Consider the following 16,784-nt stretch of genomic DNA (forward strand, 5'->3'; position numbering starts at 1 on the left):
TCTGTGCCCCGGTAAGGTTTCGGCCATGGCGGACGCGGCGGGAACACATCGTTGCGCGGCGGCCGACACCACCAACCAGCAGCGGATACGCGATGTCGCGATGGTCTGCTTCGCCGAGCACGGCGTGTCGGGGACCTCGCTGCGGACCATCGCCGACGCGGCCGATGTCAGCGTCGGTCTCATCCAGCACTACTTCGGCAGCAAGGCCGAATTGATCGCGGCGGTCGACGAACACGTACTCGCGGTGTGTGGCCGGACGCTCGTCGACCGGCCATCGCCTCCCGCGTCCGGGGAAGAGCCGAGCATCTTCCAGGGCGGCACGGCACGGCTGTTCATCGAGCATCCGGAGGTAATCGACTACCTCGCCCGGGTGCTCCCAGAAGGCGGGGCGACGGGCGCTGCGGTCTTCGACGGCCTGGTGCGGATCAGCGCCACTCAAGGCGAGACGTTCCTTGCCCGTGGCCTGACCCAGCCCGATCTCGATCCGGTGTGGTCCGTGCTGAACCCGGTCCTGGTGCGCATGGCGGCGAGCGTGTTGCGCAAGCAGATCGAACGTCACATCCCGGGACCCCTCTACAGCCGGGAGCAGACGCTGCGGTGGGACCAGGCCACCACCGCACTCATCCGGCACGGTCAACTCAAACAGGGCACCGACGGTCAGCCGCCCCAAATGTGAGCGGTGCGCCCGGCGTCAGGCGTCCTCGGCCACGGCATGGGCGGCCTCGTCGATGATCGCCCGCATCGCCCGTTCGGCGCCGGCCTCATCGCGTAACCGCACGGCGCGGGCCACCTCGTCGTGCAAGTCGATGGCCGCGGGGTTGGGTACCTCGGGCATCATCCCGTGATGGGTCCGGCCGGTCAGCACCTCGCCGACCACGCCGTTGAGTGCCCGGAACATCTCGTTGCCACTGGCTTCCAGCAGCGTCTGATGAAAGATCTTGTCCGCCTGCAGGTATGACACGAGGTCACCGGATCGGCCGTGCACCACCATGTCCGAGACCGCGGCGGCCATGATCCGGCACTGGTGCGGATTCGCCCGCCGCGCGGCCAGTGCCGCAGCGGCGGGTTCGAACCCGCGGCGCAACTCGGAGAGCGAGACCAGTTGCGCGGCCCGGTCACCTGATTCCAGCCGCCAACGAATCAGCCTGGGATCGAACACATTCCAATTGACGGCAGGCTGGATGGTGATGCCGACGCGGCGCCGTGACGCGACCATGCCCATCGACTCGAGTACGCGGATCGCCTCGCGCGCGACGCTGCGGGACACGCCGTGTTCGGCGCTGACCCCTTCGAGTGTGATCACACCGCCCGGTGGGTACTTCCCGGACACCACGGCGGCACCCAGACCGGTCAGCACGTTGTCGTGCAGCGCGCTGACGTTTGACGAAGGTCCCACGGGATACATCGTGTCATAACTTTGTTGTGCCCGTTTAAAACAGATCTATTCGTGATGTTCTTGCAATCGTCAGACTTTTGCGTCATTCTGTGTGAGGTCAAACACAGTAGAGGGCAGGTGCACATGGTCAGCGGGCTGACATCACCCATCGTCGTGATGGGCGTTTCCGGATCCGGGAAGTCGACCGTCGGCGCGGCGCTGGCACAACGTCTGCGCGTCCCGTTCGCCGACGCGGACGACTTCCACCCGCCCGCCAACATCGAGAAGATGAAGGCGGGCCATCCGCTCGACGACGACGACCGCCGCCCCTGGCTGGAGGCCATCGGCCAGTGGCTGGGCGAGCACTGCGGCGACGGCGGCGTCATGAGCTGCTCGGCACTCAAACGCCGCTACCGCGATCAGCTGCGCGAGCACTGCACCGGAACCCTGTTCCTGCACCTGTCCGGCACCCCTGAGGTCATCGGCGCCCGCCAGGCCAGCAGGCCCGGACATTTCATGCCGGCCTCGCTGCTGGCATCCCAATTCGACACCCTCGAGCCGCTCGAGGCAGACGAGGCGGGCGTCGCCATCGACGTCGGCCGCAGCATCGATTCCATCGTCGACACCTACATCTCACTCACCGGAGGAGAGCCCCGATGAACGCCGCAGTCACCTTGTTGGCCGACGCGCCCAAGCTCGTCGAGCCCGTGGCATCCGCGACGCAGTTGATCTTGGCGTTCCTCGTCGGCATCGCCGTCATCGTCGTCCTGATCACGCTGGTCAAACTGCACCCGTTCCTGGCCCTCATCTTCGGCGGGCTGACGGTGGGATTGGTCGCGGGGGAGAACCTCACCAAGGTCCTGAAATCCTTCACCGACGGGTTCGGGTCGACGGCGGCCAGCGTCGGCATCCTCATCGCGCTCGGTGCGATGTTCGCCAAACTGCTCGCCGACTCCGGCGGTGCCGACGAGATCGTGGACACCATCGTCGGCGCGGCCTCACCGCGCATGCTGCCGTGGGCCATGGCGCTGGTGGGCGCCATCATCGGCCTGCCGATGTTCTTCGAGATCGGTCTCGTGCTGCTCATGCCTGTCATCTACCTGGTGTCACGCCGTTCGCAGCAGTCCCTGATCACCATCGGCATCCCGGCGCTGGCGGGCCTGTCCGCCATGCACGGTTTCGTGCCGCCCCATCCCGGTCCGCTGACGGCCGTCGGCCTGCTCAACGCCGATCTCGGTGTCACGCTGGGTCTCGGTGTGCTGGTGGCGATCCCGACGATCGTCGTGGCGGGACCGTTGTTCGGCAAGCTGGCCGGCAAGTGGGTGGTCGTGGACGCGCCCGACACCTTCGACGCCGACCCGGAGGCCGCACGCACCGGGCAGAAGCATCCGTCCTTCGGTATCACGCTGTTCTCGGTGCTGCTGCCGGTCGCGCTGATGCTCGGCAAGGCACTTGCCGACATCTTCATCGACAACGAAAAGCAATGGCTGCGGCAGATTCTCGACGCCCTGGGTACCCCGCTGATCGCGCTGTTGCTCGCCGTCGTGGTCGGCATGTTCACCCTCGGTAAGGGCGGGGGGATGACCCGTGACGCGATCACCAAATGCCTCGAGTCGAGTCTGCCCCCGGTGGCCGGGATCATCCTGATCGTCGCGGCGGGTGGCGGTTTCAAGCAGGTCCTGGTGGACAGCGGTATCGGCACCATGTTGGCCCGGTGGGCCGAGGGCGTGCACATCTCGGTGCTGGTGCTGGCCTGGGTGCTCGCGGTGCTGATCCGGCTTGCCACCGGGTCCGCCACGGTGGCGACCATCACCGCATCGTCGTTGATCCTCGGCCTCGTCGAGGGCATGAGCACCGGCCAGGTGTCCCTGGTGGTGCTGGCGGTGGGCGCCGGCTCGCTGTTCTTCTCCCACGTCAACGACGCCGGATTCTGGTTGGTGAACCAGTACTTCCGGCTCAGCGTCGGTCAGACCATCAAGACCTGGTCGATCATGGAGACGGTGCTTTCGGTCAGCGGTCTGGCCGTGGTGCTGATCCTGGATATCTTCGTGTAGGCGGTCAGCCCTTCAGAACCTGTGTGCCCCCAGCCAATTCGTCATGCTTGCCCTGCTTGGTGGGGCTGCCGTTGATGGTCACCGCGATCACGATGTAGGCGATGAACGCGAGTAAGCCACCGACGAACGGCACCACGGCGAGCAGGGTGAAGGAGTTGCGGATCGCGGCTTGCTGAAGGTCCGGTTTGGCCGCACCGTTGGGCCCGCGCACATGCAGCCCCAGCAGCTTCTTGCCCGGCGTCCACCCTTGGGTCCCTTCGAAAGCCGTGAAGTAGACGAATACCAGCAGGCCGGAGAACAGGCCGGTCACCCAGTAGTTGCCCAGGATGTCGAGGACGAAGCCGGCCACGAAGAATACGATGCCGATCAGGACGCCGTCGATCAGCCGTGCGAAGAAGCGGGTGCCGAGCGCGCCGGGTTCGGTCGTGGTGGGGAATGGTTCGCTGCCGCCTTGTGTCATGGCAGCAGAACCTACCGGCGCAACGTGGCAGGACAAGTGGTTATACGCGAACCGATCCGAACGGCACGGTTACCGGGTGGCGAAGGCGTGTTTGGGGATCGTCAGCGGTAGGTCGACCGAGCTGACCAGACCGGGTTCGGCCGCGACGACATACGGCACGGCGTTCAGCACCCGCATCGCGGTGGCCACCATCGCGCCGGCACCCGACGTCATGTTCTCGATACCCGCCTTCTTGCGGTCGCGCACCGTGGCCGACAGTGTGCAGTCGATGTCCGGCTGACCGGTGATGACCACCCGGTAGCCCAGCGCGCCCGGCAGCGTCGGCCAGTCGGGCGCGACGTCGGGAGCCAAGCGGGTGACGTGTTCGATCACGATGGCCTCGCGGCCGTCGACGACCCCGATGGCCTGCATCCGCAACGCACCGCAGGTGCCGGCGTCCACGGTGCCCATGGCGACCTCCAGGGTCCGGTCGGTCACCGCGCGCTCGAGCGACTCACGCACCTCGTCGATCTCGACCCCGAGTGCGTCGCCGATCATCCGGATCTGCCCCTGCCATTCACCGGCGATGGCCCCGGGGAAGCCGATCCACGGTTGGTAGTCCAGCGGCCGTCCGAATCCCATGGCGTCACTCAGTCGGGGGAGTGCACCCAGACGCCCACGAGATCCAGGTTCGGGCGCGCCGTGATGGCCCGGATGGCGATCGAACCGATCCCACCCGTCGCCCAGACCACGACGCGGTATCGCTGTGCTGACATCGACCCTCCCGAGTACACCTAACGTTTGCTCCGCACCATCGAAGCGAATGCGGCACTTGGGACAAGCTACCCGTCGGCCTGCTCCGAAGTTCGTCAAATGAAACAAAACTTAGGTTAATGTGTTAATCGATGTTCACCCTGCGATTCGACATGCGGGCGCCGGCTTTCGGCGCTCCGGCCACGGACCTGTATGCGGCAGCAATCGACATGTCGGCGTGGGCCGAACGGCACGGCGGTGTCGCGGCGGTGTTGTGCGAACACCATGGTTCCGAGGACGGGTATCTGCCCGCGCCGCTGATTCTCGGCGCGGCCATCGCTGCCCGCACCGAGCGGCTGGCGTTGAGCCTGGTCGTCATCGTGGCATTTCACGACCCCGTCCGGCTGGCCGAGGACATGGCGCTCCTCGACGTCATCAGCCGGGGCCGGGCCACCTATGTTCTCGGGCTCGGTTACCGCCCAGAGGAATTCGAGCACTTCGGTCTTGACGCCGCCCAGCGCGGACGCCTCGCCGACGACAAGGTGGGACTCCTTCGACAACTGCTCACGGGTCGCCCCATGAGCCACCACGGCAGACACATCGTGGTGTCCCCGCCCCCGCGGACACCCGGCGGCCCGGTCCTCATGTGGGGCGGGGCCAGCCTCGCAGCGGCCCGCAGGGCGGGGAGATACGGGCTGGGGTTACTCGCCAACGGCAGTGTCGCCGGTATGCAAGAGGCCTACGACGAGGCCTGCCGGAAGCACGGGCACCAGCCGGTCGGCACGCTGCTCCCACAGCCGGACACCCCGACGGTCACCTTTGTCGCCGAGGACATCGACGCCGCGTGGGACGAGATCGGGCAGCACCTCTTGCACGACGCGCGGATGTACGCCCGGTGGAATCCGGGGAACACGTCCTCGGCGGGCATCTCGGACGCCGCCGATGTCGACCGGCTGCGCCACGACTTCACCTCGCACCGGATCATCAGCGTCGCCGACGCCGTCGAAACGGTCCGCGGCGGTGGCCTTCTGAATCTGTCGCCGCTGTGTGGCGGGCTGCCACCGGAGACGGCGTGGCCTTACCTCAAGCGGGTCGGGGAGGACGTGCTGCCCGCCGCCGCCCGGTGACGGCGGCAGTCAGTCGGGGCGGTGCAGGAAGCCGTGCAGGGTCGCCTGGACGAGTTCGTCGACGATGACCTCCCGCGACGGTTGCCGATCGCCCGCGAAGGTGGAGCGCAGTGCCACCATGCCGACCACCATGGCCACCGCCGAGTGGGCAGGCAGATCGGGCTGACTGGACTGCAGGCCGCGAAGTTGCATCCCCTCCGCGCTGATCCGGCCCAACATGGCCAGCGCCCGCCGGATGTCGGCGATGCCGGCGGCCTCGATGTCGTCCTCGCCCAGGCCCTCGGCGGCCACCAGGGTCAGCAGCAGGCCCCGATGGTCGACGAGGACGTCATAGAGGCGGCCGACGAACTGCCGCGCCAACTCTTCCTCGTCGGTCCGGTCGGGGTCGACGGCTTTCCAGGTGGTGCCGAACTCATCGAGAAAACTGAGGAAGGGCACCACCAGCGCCTCCCGGAAAAGTCCTGCCTTGGAACCGAAATGGCGAAACAGCAGGTATTCGCTGACGCCGGCCGCGCCGGCGATCTCCCGGGTGGTGGTGCTGCGATAGTCACGGCGTCCGAACAGGTCGCGGGCCGCGTCGAGCAGCAGGCGCCGGGGCTCACCGGGAGGCCTGCGAGACGAACCTCGTTGGGACACAGGAATTCACGATAGCGGGCCCTTGACCCGAGCGGGTTTAATAGTGTCCACTATTAAACGATCGTCAAGTATGGAAGGGACGTGGTCGTGGGTCAACTCATCATGCTCGGAACCCTGTTCGGGCTGATCATCCTGATCTTCGGACTGGTGACGTACTTCGATCCCGAGGCGCGTGGCAAGTGAACACCGGACTGACACCGGCACTTATCGTCGGACTCACCTTCGCGTATGTGGGCGGTGTCGTATTCCTCGCGGTGGGCGTCTATCTGAGCATCCGCCGCGGCCGGCTGCACCCTCTGCTCCTGGTCTCGATCTCGGCCATTTCGTTCTCCTGGATCGAAGCGCCGTACGACTGGACGATGTACGCGCAGTTCCCGCCCGCACTTCCGCGGATGCCCTCGTGGTGGCCCATGAACATGACCTACGGCGGCGGACTGCCCTCCTCGGTTCCGCTGGGCTATATCGCATATTTCGTGCTGCCCGGCGTGATCGGTGCAGCGCTCGGCCGACGGGCCGCGACCCGCTTCGGTTGGCGCAGGCCGTACGCCCTGCTGTCCGTCGGCCTCGCCGTCGGTTTTGTCTGGGCGCTGCTGTTCAACGCATTCTTCGGGCCCCGACTGGGCATCTTCTACTACGGCTACGTCATTCCCGGCCTGGCCATCTTCGAAGGCAGCAAGTACCAGTACCCCATCTATGACGCGATCGCGATGGGCGTGCAGGTGATGGTCTTCGCCTATCTGCTCGGCCGCACCGACGCCGAAGGCCGCAATGCCATCGAGTCGTGGTCGGACCGGATCACCCGCACGCGTGTGCAGTCGACGCTGGTATCGATCGTCGCCGTGATCATCGTCGGCCACGCCGTCTACGGGGCCGTCTTCGCGCCACACCTGGTGACGAAACTCGGCGGCTACGTGACATCCGGTCCCACCGAGCAGCTGTTCCCTGGGGTACCCAACCAGCCGAGGTGACGGTTACGGACTCTGGCGCGGACGGGTGTCGACCCGCGGCACCTTCACCCAGCCGGGGTTGTTGACGAAGTCGGAGAGGCAGCCCTGAATGCCGCGGCAGGCGATGATCGCGCCCGCGCTGGGTGCGGCGCCGATGGCCGGTGGAGCGGTGACGACGAGATCGCAGTTGTCGGTGTACGCACCGACCTGCTGCTTGCCGACGAGGATTCCCTGATTGGGACAGGTGGCCAGGGCCGCCGCCGGCTCATGCATCGCGGCGGGGAGCAACAGCGTCCCACCCACTGCCCCGGCGAGGGCGGTCGCGGCGATCAAACGGGACAAGGTGCGCACCTACCTGAGAATACGCTGGAAACTCAGCCCGACACCACGCTCGTCCCGGCCGACTCCGGAGCCGGCCGCGGCCACGGGGGAGTCGGCAGCGGACCAGGCGCAGGCCGGAGCCGGTCCAGCACCGCACGCAGTGGCGGCCAGTCGGCGCGCCCGCGCCTCGTCACCGCGTAGGTGGTCAGCACTATCCTGGGGTCGGCGAGCTCCATCACCGTCACCCCGGCCGCTGTCGGCCGTCCGACCGGGAGCAGGCCGACGCCGTAGCCGCCGGTGATGAGATCCTCGACCAGATCCAGACTGTCGATCTGGTGCGCGATGCGCGGCGTGAAACCCGCGAGCGCCGCCAGCGTCCGCAGTGCCACCTCGTCGGCGGTGTTGCGCGAGTTGACGATCCACGGACGGTCGGCATACGCGGCAATGGACGTCGGTGCGGCCGTCCCCGATCCCGAATGCTGCGGGACGCCGAGCCCCCACGGGATGCTCCACAGCGGGACCGCCTCCAGGACGGGGCTCAGCGATGCGGGTGCCAGGTTGTAGTCGTAGGTCAGGGCGAGGTCCAGATCATCGTCGGCGAGCAACCGGAAAGCCTCGACAGGCTCGTACTCGCTGACCACGATGTCGATACCCGGGTGGCGTGCGGTGAGGTCGGGCACGATCGGCAACAGCGAGACCCGGATACCGGTCGCGAAGCCGCCCACCCGCAGAGTTCCGGCCGGGTCGGCGGCCGGATCCAGATCCAGCCGCGCGGCGTCGAGGGCGGCCAGGATGATGACGGCATGGTCGGCGAGACGTCGCCCGGCGGGCGTCAGACGGACCCGGCGGCCGTCCGGCTCGATGAGCGTCGTCCCGGTCTCCTTGGCCAGTGCCGCGAGCTGCTGGGAGACCGTCGACGTGGTGAGGTGATGAGCATCGGCCACCGCCCGCATGGAACCGAGCCGGGACAACGTCAGCAGCAGCTGCAACCGGCGGGGGTCCATGCACCCATTCTGCGTCGTGGCAGGCGCCCCGCGCGGCTATCCGACGTGGACGGGGAGTTGCGCCCAGCCGCGCACACTGGAGGTCCTGGCCCGGATGGCACTCGGGTAGTCGACCTCCCAGTCGGGCCAGCGCTTGAGGACCTCTTCGAAGGCCACCCGCGCCTCCAACCGGGCCAGCGCCGAGCCCAGGCAGAAATGCAGTCCCTGGCCGAAGCTGAGATGACCTCCGGTGCGGTGGATGTCGTACCGGTCCGGATCGGGAAAGTGGGATTCGTCGCGATTGGCCGATCCGTTGAGCAACAACATGTATGAACCCTCCGGCAGCGTGTGCCCGTGGAGTTCCACCGCTTGTGCGACGTAGCGGCCCTGAACCGGCGACGGCGGGTCGTAGCGCAGCGTCTCCTCGACCGCGGAGGGGATCAGCGCGGGATTCTCGACCAGTTCGCGGCGCTGGTCCGGGTGTTCACCGAGCAGCTGCCCCATGAAGCCGATCAGGCGTGCGGTGGTCTCGTCACCCGCCCCCGCGATCATCGCGGTGTAGGCCAGTACCTCGTTACGTTCCAGCGAGCGCATCGACCCGTCCGGCTCTTCGACCTGGGCGTTGAGCAGCTCGGTCATCAGGTCGTCGGAAGGATGGGCGGACCGCCACTCGATGTACTCGGCGAACATCGCGATGGACTCGGCGAAGATGGTCGCCCTGACCTCACCCTGTTCCGATGCGACGGTGATGTTCTGGTCGTTGCGGTCCCGGATGGCCTGCTGACCTTCCTCGGGAATGCCCAGCAGATAGCCGATGGTGCGCATCGGCATCACCGCACCGAGATCCTTCACAAAATCGAATCCCTCCCCACCGACCAGGGGATCCAGTGCGCGACAACACAAGTCACGCACCAGGTCCTCGACAGCGAGCATCCGGCGGGGAGTGAACACCCGGGACAGCAGCCGGCGGTGCAGGTCATGTATCGGTGGATCCTCGAAGAGCAGGATGCCCGGGGGTACCTCGATACCGCTGAACAGGATGTCCGCCGTGGTGCCGTGCCCCGACCGGTAGGTCTGCCAGTCCGGTAGGGCACGGGCCACGTCGTCGTAACGGCTGAGGGCGTAGAAGTTGTACTTCTCGTTGTAATACAGGGGTGCCTCTGCGCGCATCCGCCGCCAGACGGAGTGCGGGTCGTCATCGATGACGTGGTCGAACGGGTCGTAATACAGCTCGACAGTCTGGTTGCCCGTCACCCTAGTGTCCTCCAAAGCCGCTTCACCCAAACATTTGTTTCAAATTACCGCCACGTGACAGCGCGCGTCAATCCGACTTTCGCGCGGCCACCTTCCTGGTTTCGCGTAGGACCAAAACTTTGTCTCATTCCGTTGATTCAGACGGACGTCTGCCTTACGTTGGGATCGGCGGCCGCCTGCGCCGCGCCAACCAGAGTGGAGGTCGGATGCCTGGAAGCTCGACGGCAAGGTCGCATTCATCACCGGGGCGGCCCGCGGGCAGGGCAGAGCCCGTGAGGGCGCCGACATCATCGCGGTCGACATCTGCCGCGACACCCCTTCCAACCCATACTCTTTGGCGACACCGGACGACCAGGCGGAGACCGAGCGCTCGGTCAAGGAGGCGGGCCGCCGAATCGTGGCCAGGATCGCCGACGTCCGCGAGCGGCACGAGCTGCGCGAGGCGGTGGATGCCGCCCCGATCGAACTCGGCCGGATCGACATCGTCGTCGCCAACGCAGGCATCCTGCCGATGGCGATGGGCACGCCCGATCCGATGCAGTTCGTCGACGCATCGGATGTGGACCTGGTCGGGGTGATGAACACCTTCGCCGTCACCATCCCGCACCTCCGGAACGGCGCGTCCATCATGGTCACCGGGTCGACGGCGGGCATGATCCGGGTGAACGCCATGCACCCGACCAACTGCAACACCCAACCGCTGCAGAACGACGGTATGTACAGCATGTTCCGGCCCGACCTCACCAACGCCGGCCAGCAGGCCACCCGCGCGGACGCCGAGCCGTTGTTCACCCTTTTTCAGGCCATGCCCATTCCGTACGTCGAGCCGGAAGACATTGCGAACCTGGGGGTATTCCTGGCCTCCGACGACAGCCGGTACATCACGGGCAGCACATTCGCGTGGACGCGGGATCACTTCTGAAGTGGCCCAACGGTCCCGGCGGATAGGTCACGGCGCTGCGATACGCCGCGGAACACCGTCTCGCGCGCCAGCGTGAGCGCACCGCGGATGCCGGTATCGCGAATGATGTCCTCGGGGACCCACAACACGTCCATCACGCACCGCGTCAGCAGATCGCGCGAGATGCCGTGGCCGCGAAGGTCGCCCGAGTCGATGCCGGCGGTCAGCAGTTCGCGCAACTGCTGCATCCGTTCGCCGAACGCGTAGCCGGGATTCGGCGTGCCGGGCGGCGACTGGCGCATCCAAGCGAGCTGGATCTTCCACTCGTCGGGGAACTGCGCGACCGCGTTGATGAAGATCCAGCTCAGCGCGTCCAGTTTCTGCACCGGGGTCGCGGGCGCATCCATCGCCGCGACCGACGCCGTCACCGTCTTCGCACCGAAGTCGCGCATGATCGACGCCAGCAGGTCCTCCTTGGACCCGATGATCCGGTACACGGTGGCCGCGTTGAGGCTCGCGGCGGCCGCGATGTCGCGGATCGTGGTGACCTCGAAACCCTTGCGCCCGAACACGGTGAGTGCCGTCCGGCGAATGTGCGCGGCTTTGGCGTTCAGACCCGCAACGGCCGTCTGGTTGTCAGTCCAGGTGTCGATCACCTGTTGGGCGGCCCGCAACGCCGCGGACTCATCCAGACCGTCATCGGCGGGCGGGTCGAAAACCAGGCCTTTCAACATGATCCGGCACAGCGCGGTGGCCACTTCGGCCGGCGGTAGGTCGCCACGGACGACATCGAAACCCACATGCAGCATCGATTGACACAGCCGGTTCGCCAGCACCGGCAGGTCCAGCTCGGGTCTGACGGCACCGTTCCAGCGTCCGGCCCGCAGGGTCTGGACCATCGCGTCCACGGCCGATACCGGTGAGGCGCGCAGCAATTCCACCAGTTCCGCGTTGTCGAAGGGTGCCCCGTAGAAGGACATCTGCAGCGCGGCACGATTCCGGACCGCGCATTGGGCGATGGCGGCACCCAGCTCGATGATCTTGTCCTCGGCCGTCACCGAGTCATGGGCGTCGAGTCGCCGCAATCCGGCCGCACTGACGTCGGCGAGGTCGGAATGGTAGCGGCGCACCAAAGCCAGCAGCAGATCATCGCGGGAGACGAAGTGATGGTAGAGACTGCCGGTGAGGATGCCGGCGGCACTGGCGATCTCTTGCAGGGAGGTCCGCAGGCCTCGGGTGGCGATCAGGAATTCGGCGGTGTCGAGGATCTCGGATCGCCGGGTGTTGTCTGACGGCTTTGCCGGTGCCATCACACCTCCCGCGACTCGCCTCTGGTTACCTCCGAGCGAAAGCCCTTCGCTCGGAGGCTATCAGACCATCGCAGGCCGGCGGCTCAGCGCGACATGACCCTGCTAACCGTCAGACGGGTAGCTTTTGCGCCAGATCGAGCACCGTGACCGTGTCGGTGCCCGTCTTCTTGAGCCGCTCCGAGGAGCGGAAGCCGAGATCGACATCCTTGGCCAGCGCCCGCAGCGCACCGACCGTCAACTGCTCCTTGGGTATGTGGGAGAACATGTCGAAGGAGTAGAGCCGCAACGCGTTCCGGTGGGTGATCTTGTCGATCTCGTCATCGTCGACACCGTCGAGGTAGATCGCCAGGGTCTCCGGAGCCAGCGGCCACGTCGAGTCGGAGTGCGGGTAGTCGCACTCCCACGCCACCATGTCGAGGTTGAGTTTGTCCCTGGTCTCGATACCGAACGCATCATCGATGAAACACAACGCAATTCGGTCCAGGAAGACCTCGCTGGGCAACTTGTCGCCAAAGTCCTGGTGCGTCCAGGCCCGGTGCATCTTGTACACCCGGTCGATGCGCTCCAGGAAGTAGGGCACCCAGCCGATCCCGCCTTCGGACAGGGCGAATGTCAGGTCCGGGAACCTGCGCAGGGTCGGCGACCAGATGAGGTCCGCCGCTGCCTGCACGATGCTCATCGGCTGCAGCGTCATCATGGTGTCCACCGGGGCGTCGATCGAGGTGATGACCACCGATGACGACGATCCGATGTGCAGGTTCACGATCACGTTCTCGTCGCTGCAGGCCTGCCAGAAGGGGTCCCAGTGCTGATCATGCAGCGACGGATAGTTCAGCTTGGTGGGATTCTCCGAGAATGTGACGGCATGGCAGCCCTTCTTGGCCACGCGCCGAACCTCGTCGGCCATGGCCTGCGGATCCCAGATCGGGGGGAGAGCCTGCGGGATCATCCGGCCCGGGTAGGTGCCGCACCACTCATCGATATGCCAGTCGTTGTAGGCGCGCAGGACCGCCAGACCGAGGTCTTTGTCCTGCGCCCTGGCGAAGTACTGGCCACAAAATTGGGGATATGACGGAAAGTTGAGTGCCGCGGCAACACCATTGGCGTTCATGTCGCGGATGCGTTCGTGGATGTCGTAGCAACCGTCGCGGATCTCGGACAGCTTCGTGGGTTCGGCCCCGTACTCGTCGGGCGGGCGGCCGGCGACGGCGTTGAGGCCGACGTTGGTGGCCTCCTGACCTTCGAAAACCCAGGCGTCGGTGCCGTCGGCGCGCTGAATCAGCTTGGGAACGTCGTCCTTGTACTTGTCGGGGATGTGCCCCTCGAACATGTCGGGTGGTTCGACGAGATGATCGTCGACCGACACCAGAACAAACTCGTTCATATCCATGCGCTACCCCCTGAATGTGGACGGTGACGGATCCGCGCCCGCGGAAGCTGTACTGATTCGGACTGTAGAACTAAACAGATATTTGGTCAATCGCTGCGACTCCGATGATCTCGTTCGCGCGGGTTGACGCCGACCTAGTTTTCCGGTCTGAACTGCAATGAAAGTCTCCTGACGGGCATTGACCCGATCCGTTGCTCTCGGCTAACGTAGAACAATAATTAGGTATGAGACTTCGATCGACACAGAGGAGTGGACATGGGAATCGAGCAGTTCCGCTATGACGGCAAGAAGGTGCTGGTCGTCGGGGGTGCCACCGGGATGGGAGCCGCCGCTGCGCAGACCGCCGCGGCCCTCGGCGCACACGTCACCGTCATGGACTGCGCACCCGTCGACCATCGGGTGAACCGCGTCATCGCGATGGACCTGCGCGACCCGGCATCGATCGACACCGCGGTGGACAGCGTTGACGGTCCGGTGGACGCGGTCTTCGCGGCCGCCGGTATCGCCGACGGACCAGACCTGCTGCGCGCCAACTTCATCGGACATCGCCATCTCGTCGAACGGCTCGTCGCCCGAGACCAATTGGCGGCCGGGTCGGCCGTCTGCTTCATCTCATCGGTCGCAGGCATGGGCTGGGAGAACAACCTCGCGACCGTGCAGGACTTCCTCGCCACACCGGATTACGCCGCGGCCGTGGCGTGGGTGGAGCTGCAACCCGAGGGCTCGATGCACTACGGCTTCAGCAAGCAGGCCATCAACGGCTATGTCGCATTGCAGGCATATCCCCTGCTGAAGAGGGGGATTCGTATCAACGCCATCTGCCCGGGCCCCACCGACACGCCACTCGCCCGAGCCAATGCGGACCTGTGGCTCAGCTTCGGACAGGATTATCGCGACGCCACCGGAGTGGCGGTGCACCAGCCCGAGCAGATGGGTAATGCGATGATCTTCCTCAACAGTGCGGCCGCGAGCGGTATCAGCGGAATCACCCTGACGGTGGACAGCGGGCATTCCATGTCGTCCCTGACGGGTGCCTACGCCCCGGGCAAGCCGCTGATGGAGATCCTCACCGGCCGAGTGCAACTCGCCTAGCCGGTCGGCGTCAGTCGAAAGCATGCCGGGGATAGGTGGCCGGTAGGTCCAGTGAGCTCAGCAAGCCGCAGGGGGCGGCCACGACGAAGGGCACGGCGTTGACCACGCGCATCGCCGTGGCCACCATGGCCGCTCGTCCTGCACCATGGCCCGCTGCGGCACCGAGGGTCATGGTGCAGTGGATGTCCGGGTCGCCGTCGACGTCGACCCGGTAGGTCGCGTCGGAGTCCGAGCTCAGCCAATCCGGTGCGACGTCCCGTGCCATCCGGATGATGTGCTCGACGACGAGCGCCTCCCGGCCGTTCACCACGCCGGCCGCCCGGGTACGCACCGCCCCACAGGTTCCCGCCGGGATGGTGCCGAAGGCCACCTCGATATCGCGACCGGTCAACCGACGGTCCAGGGTGCCGCGCACCTCCTCGACCTCCACGCCGAAACCCTGCGCCATCAATCGGATCGGTGCACTCCACGCCATCTCGATGAAGCCCGGGGTCTTGAGCATCGGCACGAAGTCGAGCGGGCGCCCGAACCCCATGCCGTCCATCATGACGTCGGCAACCGGGTAGTGGTCGTTCAGCGAAACCTCGGTGACCGTGACGGTTCGGATCTTGCGCGACTGGGTGCACAGCGTCAGCGCGAGGTGGTCGGAGCCGAACCCGGGGAACACCCCGGAGGCGTAGAACGACGACTGACCCTGCGTGGCAGCCGTTTCCAGCCGGTCGCGCCAGTCCTTGACGTAGTACGACGGCGGGTACACCAAGCTGGTCGAGGTCGTCGACACCACGTTGATGCCGGCCCGCAGAAGTCGTTCGTAGTCGGGCAGCGCAGCCATGTCACGTTCCGGCCCGCTCGCCGCGTACACGACACAGTCAGGTGCCAGGGCGATCAGCGCGTCGGCGTCGGCGGTGGCGGTGACACCCACGGCGGCTCCGCCGGCAAGCCGGCCCGCGTCGCTGCCGACCTTGTCCGGGCTGTGCACCCAGACGCCGACGAGTTCCAGGTCGGGCCGCTCCACGACCGCGGTCACCGCGATCGACCCCACGCCCCCGGTGGACCAGACGACGACCCGGTGCGGTGACGCTGCCATGGTGCTCCTCACGTTGTTCGGACAGATGGTTCGAGGCGCGCCCGCTCCACGGCCGCGGCGGCACGTTCCAGGTACGGCCAGGCGATCTCGGGCGGTAGTCCGCCGCACAGGGGGAGCAGTGGCAGGGGCCGGCCGCCACGGATCATCCCCACCGCCTCGTCCGTGCTGATGACGCGGTACGGGCCGCGTGCCGAGCGCAGGGCACTGACGGTCTCCGCACGCGAGATGCTGGCCACCGAGTCGTCGCCATGCCGATAGGACGCCGCCATCCTGGCGTCGTGCAGCAGGTGGGCACCCAGTTCCGTCCAGGCTCGATCGACATCGTCGGCGACGAACACCGTCGTCGGCGCCCCGGGGTCCGGGAACCGCACGAATCCCGGGGTCTTTCCGTGCACCCGGCACCGGTCCTCGTAGTGGTCTTTGAGTTTCGGATCCGCCGTCTGGCAGATGAACCCCAGCCCGTGCTTGGCGGCCCGGTCCGCGGCAGCCCGACTTCCCCCGGCGATCAGCATGGTCGGCCCCGCCGACGAACGGCACCGCGGCGTCACCTGGATGCGCCGGCCGGCATGCTCGACGGGGTCACCCCGCAGGAGATCCAGCAGCAGAGTCAGCTTTGCGTCGGCCAGGCGGCCGCGCTCACCGAACCCGATGCCGAAGTGCTCGTACTCCTGTGGCCGGTGTCCGACGCCGAACGCATAGGCCACCCGTCCGTTGCTGATCAGGTCGAGCACGCTGATGTCCTCGGCCAGGCGGACCGGATCCCAGAACGGCAACACCACCGCGGCGAGCATCAGGTGCAACCGTTCGGTACGCGCCGCCATCGCCGAGGCGAGCATCAGCGGCGCCGGGAGATGCCCGTCCGAAGTCCCATGATGTTCGGAGAGCACGGCCATCATCGCCCCATGCGATTCGCCCCACTCACACATGTCGATCGCAGCCGCGTACAGCCGGTCGGCCGGCGCGCCGGACTCTGGCGCACGCATGTCGAAGCGGAGCGTGAACATCTCTTCGGCCCTCCATGGCTAACGCGCACGACTATAACCTAATTTTTGTTGCATACTGGTCGATCGAGCCTGGTTCGGCGAAATCGCAGGACGCGGCCCAGAACACACAAT

At 66.4% G+C, this 16,784-nt stretch carries 17 protein-coding genes and 2 pseudogenes; 7 read left to right on the top strand and 12 right to left on the bottom strand.

Going from position 1 to position 16,784, the window contains the following annotated elements; all coding sequences use genetic code 11:
• Positions 1 to 25: 25 nt before the first annotated feature.
• Positions 26 to 676 (top strand): TetR/AcrR family transcriptional regulator, encoded by a 651-nt coding sequence (locus AC1DY7_RS19595; protein WP_477495369.1) that lies wholly within the window; start codon positions 26 to 28, stop codon positions 674 to 676.
• 15 nt (positions 677 to 691) lie between these two features.
• Here AC1DY7_RS19595 and AC1DY7_RS19600 read toward each other — a convergent pair whose 3' ends face one another.
• A complete protein-coding gene (locus AC1DY7_RS19600; protein WP_477495370.1) occupies positions 692 to 1,396 on the bottom strand; it encodes a FadR/GntR family transcriptional regulator in 705 nt (234 codons plus the stop codon).
• A 135-nt stretch (positions 1,397 to 1,531) separates the two neighbouring features.
• On the opposite strand from AC1DY7_RS19600, the gene AC1DY7_RS19605 reads away from it, so the two are divergent.
• Complete coding sequence (locus AC1DY7_RS19605) at positions 1,532 to 2,035, top strand: gluconokinase (RefSeq protein ID WP_477495553.1); 504 nt, start codon at positions 1,532 to 1,534, stop codon at positions 2,033 to 2,035.
• Entirely contained in the window at positions 2,032 to 3,429 is a 1,398-nt protein-coding gene (locus AC1DY7_RS19610) for a GntP family permease (protein WP_477495371.1), read from the top strand. The genes AC1DY7_RS19605 and AC1DY7_RS19610 overlap by 4 nt, the downstream gene beginning before the upstream one ends.
• A 4-nt stretch (positions 3,430 to 3,433) precedes the next feature.
• Here AC1DY7_RS19610 and AC1DY7_RS19615 read toward each other — a convergent pair whose 3' ends face one another.
• From AC1DY7_RS19615 to AC1DY7_RS19625, 3 genes and pseudogenes are all read right to left on the bottom strand, one after another.
• Positions 3,434 to 3,889 (bottom strand): RDD family protein, encoded by a 456-nt coding sequence (locus tag AC1DY7_RS19615; protein ID WP_477495372.1) that lies wholly within the window; start codon positions 3,887 to 3,889, stop codon positions 3,434 to 3,436.
• Between the two features lie 69 nt (positions 3,890 to 3,958).
• Positions 3,959 to 4,522, bottom strand: a pseudogene (locus AC1DY7_RS19620) (dihydrodipicolinate reductase); the annotation flags it as partial.
• Positions 4,519 to 4,644 carry a hypothetical protein gene (locus AC1DY7_RS19625; RefSeq protein ID WP_477495562.1) on the bottom strand — a complete coding sequence of 42 codons (126 nt, stop codon included), beginning with the start codon at positions 4,642 to 4,644 and terminating at the stop codon, positions 4,519 to 4,521. The gene AC1DY7_RS19625 and the pseudogene AC1DY7_RS19620, both read right to left, overlap by 4 nt.
• Positions 4,645 to 4,773: 129 nt before the next feature.
• On the opposite strand from AC1DY7_RS19625, the gene AC1DY7_RS19630 reads away from it, so the two are divergent.
• On the top strand, positions 4,774 to 5,748 hold the full coding sequence (locus AC1DY7_RS19630) for an LLM class flavin-dependent oxidoreductase (protein WP_477495373.1): 975 nt from the start codon (positions 4,774 to 4,776) through the stop codon (positions 5,746 to 5,748).
• 9 nt (positions 5,749 to 5,757) lie between these two features.
• Here AC1DY7_RS19630 and AC1DY7_RS19635 read toward each other — a convergent pair whose 3' ends face one another.
• Positions 5,758 to 6,390 (bottom strand): TetR/AcrR family transcriptional regulator, encoded by a 633-nt coding sequence (locus AC1DY7_RS19635; protein WP_477495554.1) that lies wholly within the window; start codon positions 6,388 to 6,390, stop codon positions 5,758 to 5,760.
• 173 nt (positions 6,391 to 6,563) lie between these two features.
• Here AC1DY7_RS19635 and AC1DY7_RS19640 point away from each other — a divergent pair, with 173 nt between their 5' ends.
• On the top strand, positions 6,564 to 7,352 hold the full coding sequence (locus tag AC1DY7_RS19640; protein ID WP_477495374.1) for a spirocyclase AveC family protein: 789 nt from the start codon (positions 6,564 to 6,566) through the stop codon (positions 7,350 to 7,352).
• Between the two features lie 3 nt (positions 7,353 to 7,355).
• Here AC1DY7_RS19640 and AC1DY7_RS19645 read toward each other — a convergent pair whose 3' ends face one another.
• From AC1DY7_RS19645 to AC1DY7_RS19655, 3 genes are read right to left on the bottom strand one after another with little or no spacing between them, the layout of a single operon-like run.
• Complete coding sequence (locus tag AC1DY7_RS19645; RefSeq protein ID WP_477495375.1) at positions 7,356 to 7,682, bottom strand: hypothetical protein; 327 nt, start codon at positions 7,680 to 7,682, stop codon at positions 7,356 to 7,358.
• A gap of 23 nt (positions 7,683 to 7,705) precedes the next feature.
• Positions 7,706 to 8,656, bottom strand: a complete 951-nt coding sequence (locus tag AC1DY7_RS19650; RefSeq protein ID WP_477495376.1) for a LysR family transcriptional regulator — start codon at positions 8,654 to 8,656, stop codon at positions 7,706 to 7,708.
• 36 nt (positions 8,657 to 8,692) lie between these two features.
• Entirely contained in the window at positions 8,693 to 9,889 is a 1,197-nt protein-coding gene (locus AC1DY7_RS19655; protein ID WP_477495377.1) for a cytochrome P450, read from the bottom strand.
• A gap of 238 nt (positions 9,890 to 10,127) precedes the next feature.
• Between AC1DY7_RS19655 and AC1DY7_RS19660 the strand changes: the two are divergent.
• Positions 10,128 to 10,837: pseudogene (locus AC1DY7_RS19660) on the top strand (SDR family oxidoreductase).
• Here AC1DY7_RS19660 and AC1DY7_RS19665 read toward each other — a convergent pair.
• Entirely contained in the window at positions 10,802 to 12,100 is a 1,299-nt protein-coding gene (locus tag AC1DY7_RS19665; RefSeq protein ID WP_477495378.1) for a TetR/AcrR family transcriptional regulator, read from the bottom strand. The pseudogene AC1DY7_RS19660 and the gene AC1DY7_RS19665 overlap by 36 nt on opposite strands.
• 109 nt (positions 12,101 to 12,209) lie before the next feature.
• Complete coding sequence (locus tag AC1DY7_RS19670; protein WP_477495379.1) at positions 12,210 to 13,490, bottom strand: amidohydrolase family protein; 1,281 nt, start codon at positions 13,488 to 13,490, stop codon at positions 12,210 to 12,212.
• Positions 13,491 to 13,745: 255 nt separating this feature from the next.
• On the opposite strand from AC1DY7_RS19670, the gene AC1DY7_RS19675 reads away from it, so the two are divergent.
• Entirely contained in the window at positions 13,746 to 14,582 is an 837-nt protein-coding gene (locus AC1DY7_RS19675) for an SDR family oxidoreductase (protein ID WP_477495380.1), read from the top strand.
• Between the two features lie 10 nt (positions 14,583 to 14,592).
• Here the strand turns inward: AC1DY7_RS19675 and AC1DY7_RS19680 are convergent, their stop codons facing one another.
• Together AC1DY7_RS19680 and AC1DY7_RS19685 are read right to left on the bottom strand one after the other, a co-directional pair.
• The gene (locus AC1DY7_RS19680) at positions 14,593 to 15,669 is read right to left on the bottom strand and encodes an NAD(P)H-dependent amine dehydrogenase family protein (RefSeq protein ID WP_477495381.1); all 1,077 of its coding nucleotides are present in this window, start codon (positions 15,667 to 15,669) and stop codon (positions 14,593 to 14,595) included.
• Between the two features lie 8 nt (positions 15,670 to 15,677).
• Entirely contained in the window at positions 15,678 to 16,673 is a 996-nt protein-coding gene (locus AC1DY7_RS19685) for an LLM class flavin-dependent oxidoreductase (protein WP_477495382.1), read from the bottom strand.
• Between the last annotated feature and the right edge of the window lie 111 nt (positions 16,674 to 16,784).

The sequence above is a fragment of the Mycobacterium sp. P2_H7 genome (genome assembly GCF_056403275.1).

Coding starts and splice junctions, on each gene's coding strand:
- AC1DY7_RS19595 (WP_477495369.1), top strand. CDS start 26: ATGGCGGACGCGGCGGGAACACATCGTTGCGCGGCGGCCGACACCACC.
- AC1DY7_RS19610 (WP_477495371.1), top strand. CDS start 2,032: ATGAACGCCGCAGTCACCTTGTTGGCCGACGCGCCCAAGCTCGTCGAG.
- AC1DY7_RS19615 (WP_477495372.1), bottom strand. CDS start 3,889: ATGACACAAGGCGGCAGCGAACCATTCCCCACCACGACCGAACCCGGC.
- AC1DY7_RS19625 (WP_477495562.1), bottom strand. CDS start 4,644: ATGTCAGCACAGCGATACCGCGTCGTGGTCTGGGCGACGGGTGGGATC.
- AC1DY7_RS19630 (WP_477495373.1), top strand. CDS start 4,774: ATGTTCACCCTGCGATTCGACATGCGGGCGCCGGCTTTCGGCGCTCCG.
- AC1DY7_RS19650 (WP_477495376.1), bottom strand. CDS start 8,656: ATGGACCCCCGCCGGTTGCAGCTGCTGCTGACGTTGTCCCGGCTCGGT.
- AC1DY7_RS19665 (WP_477495378.1), bottom strand. CDS start 12,100: ATGGCACCGGCAAAGCCGTCAGACAACACCCGGCGATCCGAGATCCTC.
- AC1DY7_RS19670 (WP_477495379.1), bottom strand. CDS start 13,490: ATGGATATGAACGAGTTTGTTCTGGTGTCGGTCGACGATCATCTCGTC.
- AC1DY7_RS19675 (WP_477495380.1), top strand. CDS start 13,746: ATGGGAATCGAGCAGTTCCGCTATGACGGCAAGAAGGTGCTGGTCGTC.
- AC1DY7_RS19680 (WP_477495381.1), bottom strand. CDS start 15,669: ATGGCAGCGTCACCGCACCGGGTCGTCGTCTGGTCCACCGGGGGCGTG.
- AC1DY7_RS19685 (WP_477495382.1), bottom strand. CDS start 16,673: ATGTTCACGCTCCGCTTCGACATGCGTGCGCCAGAGTCCGGCGCGCCG.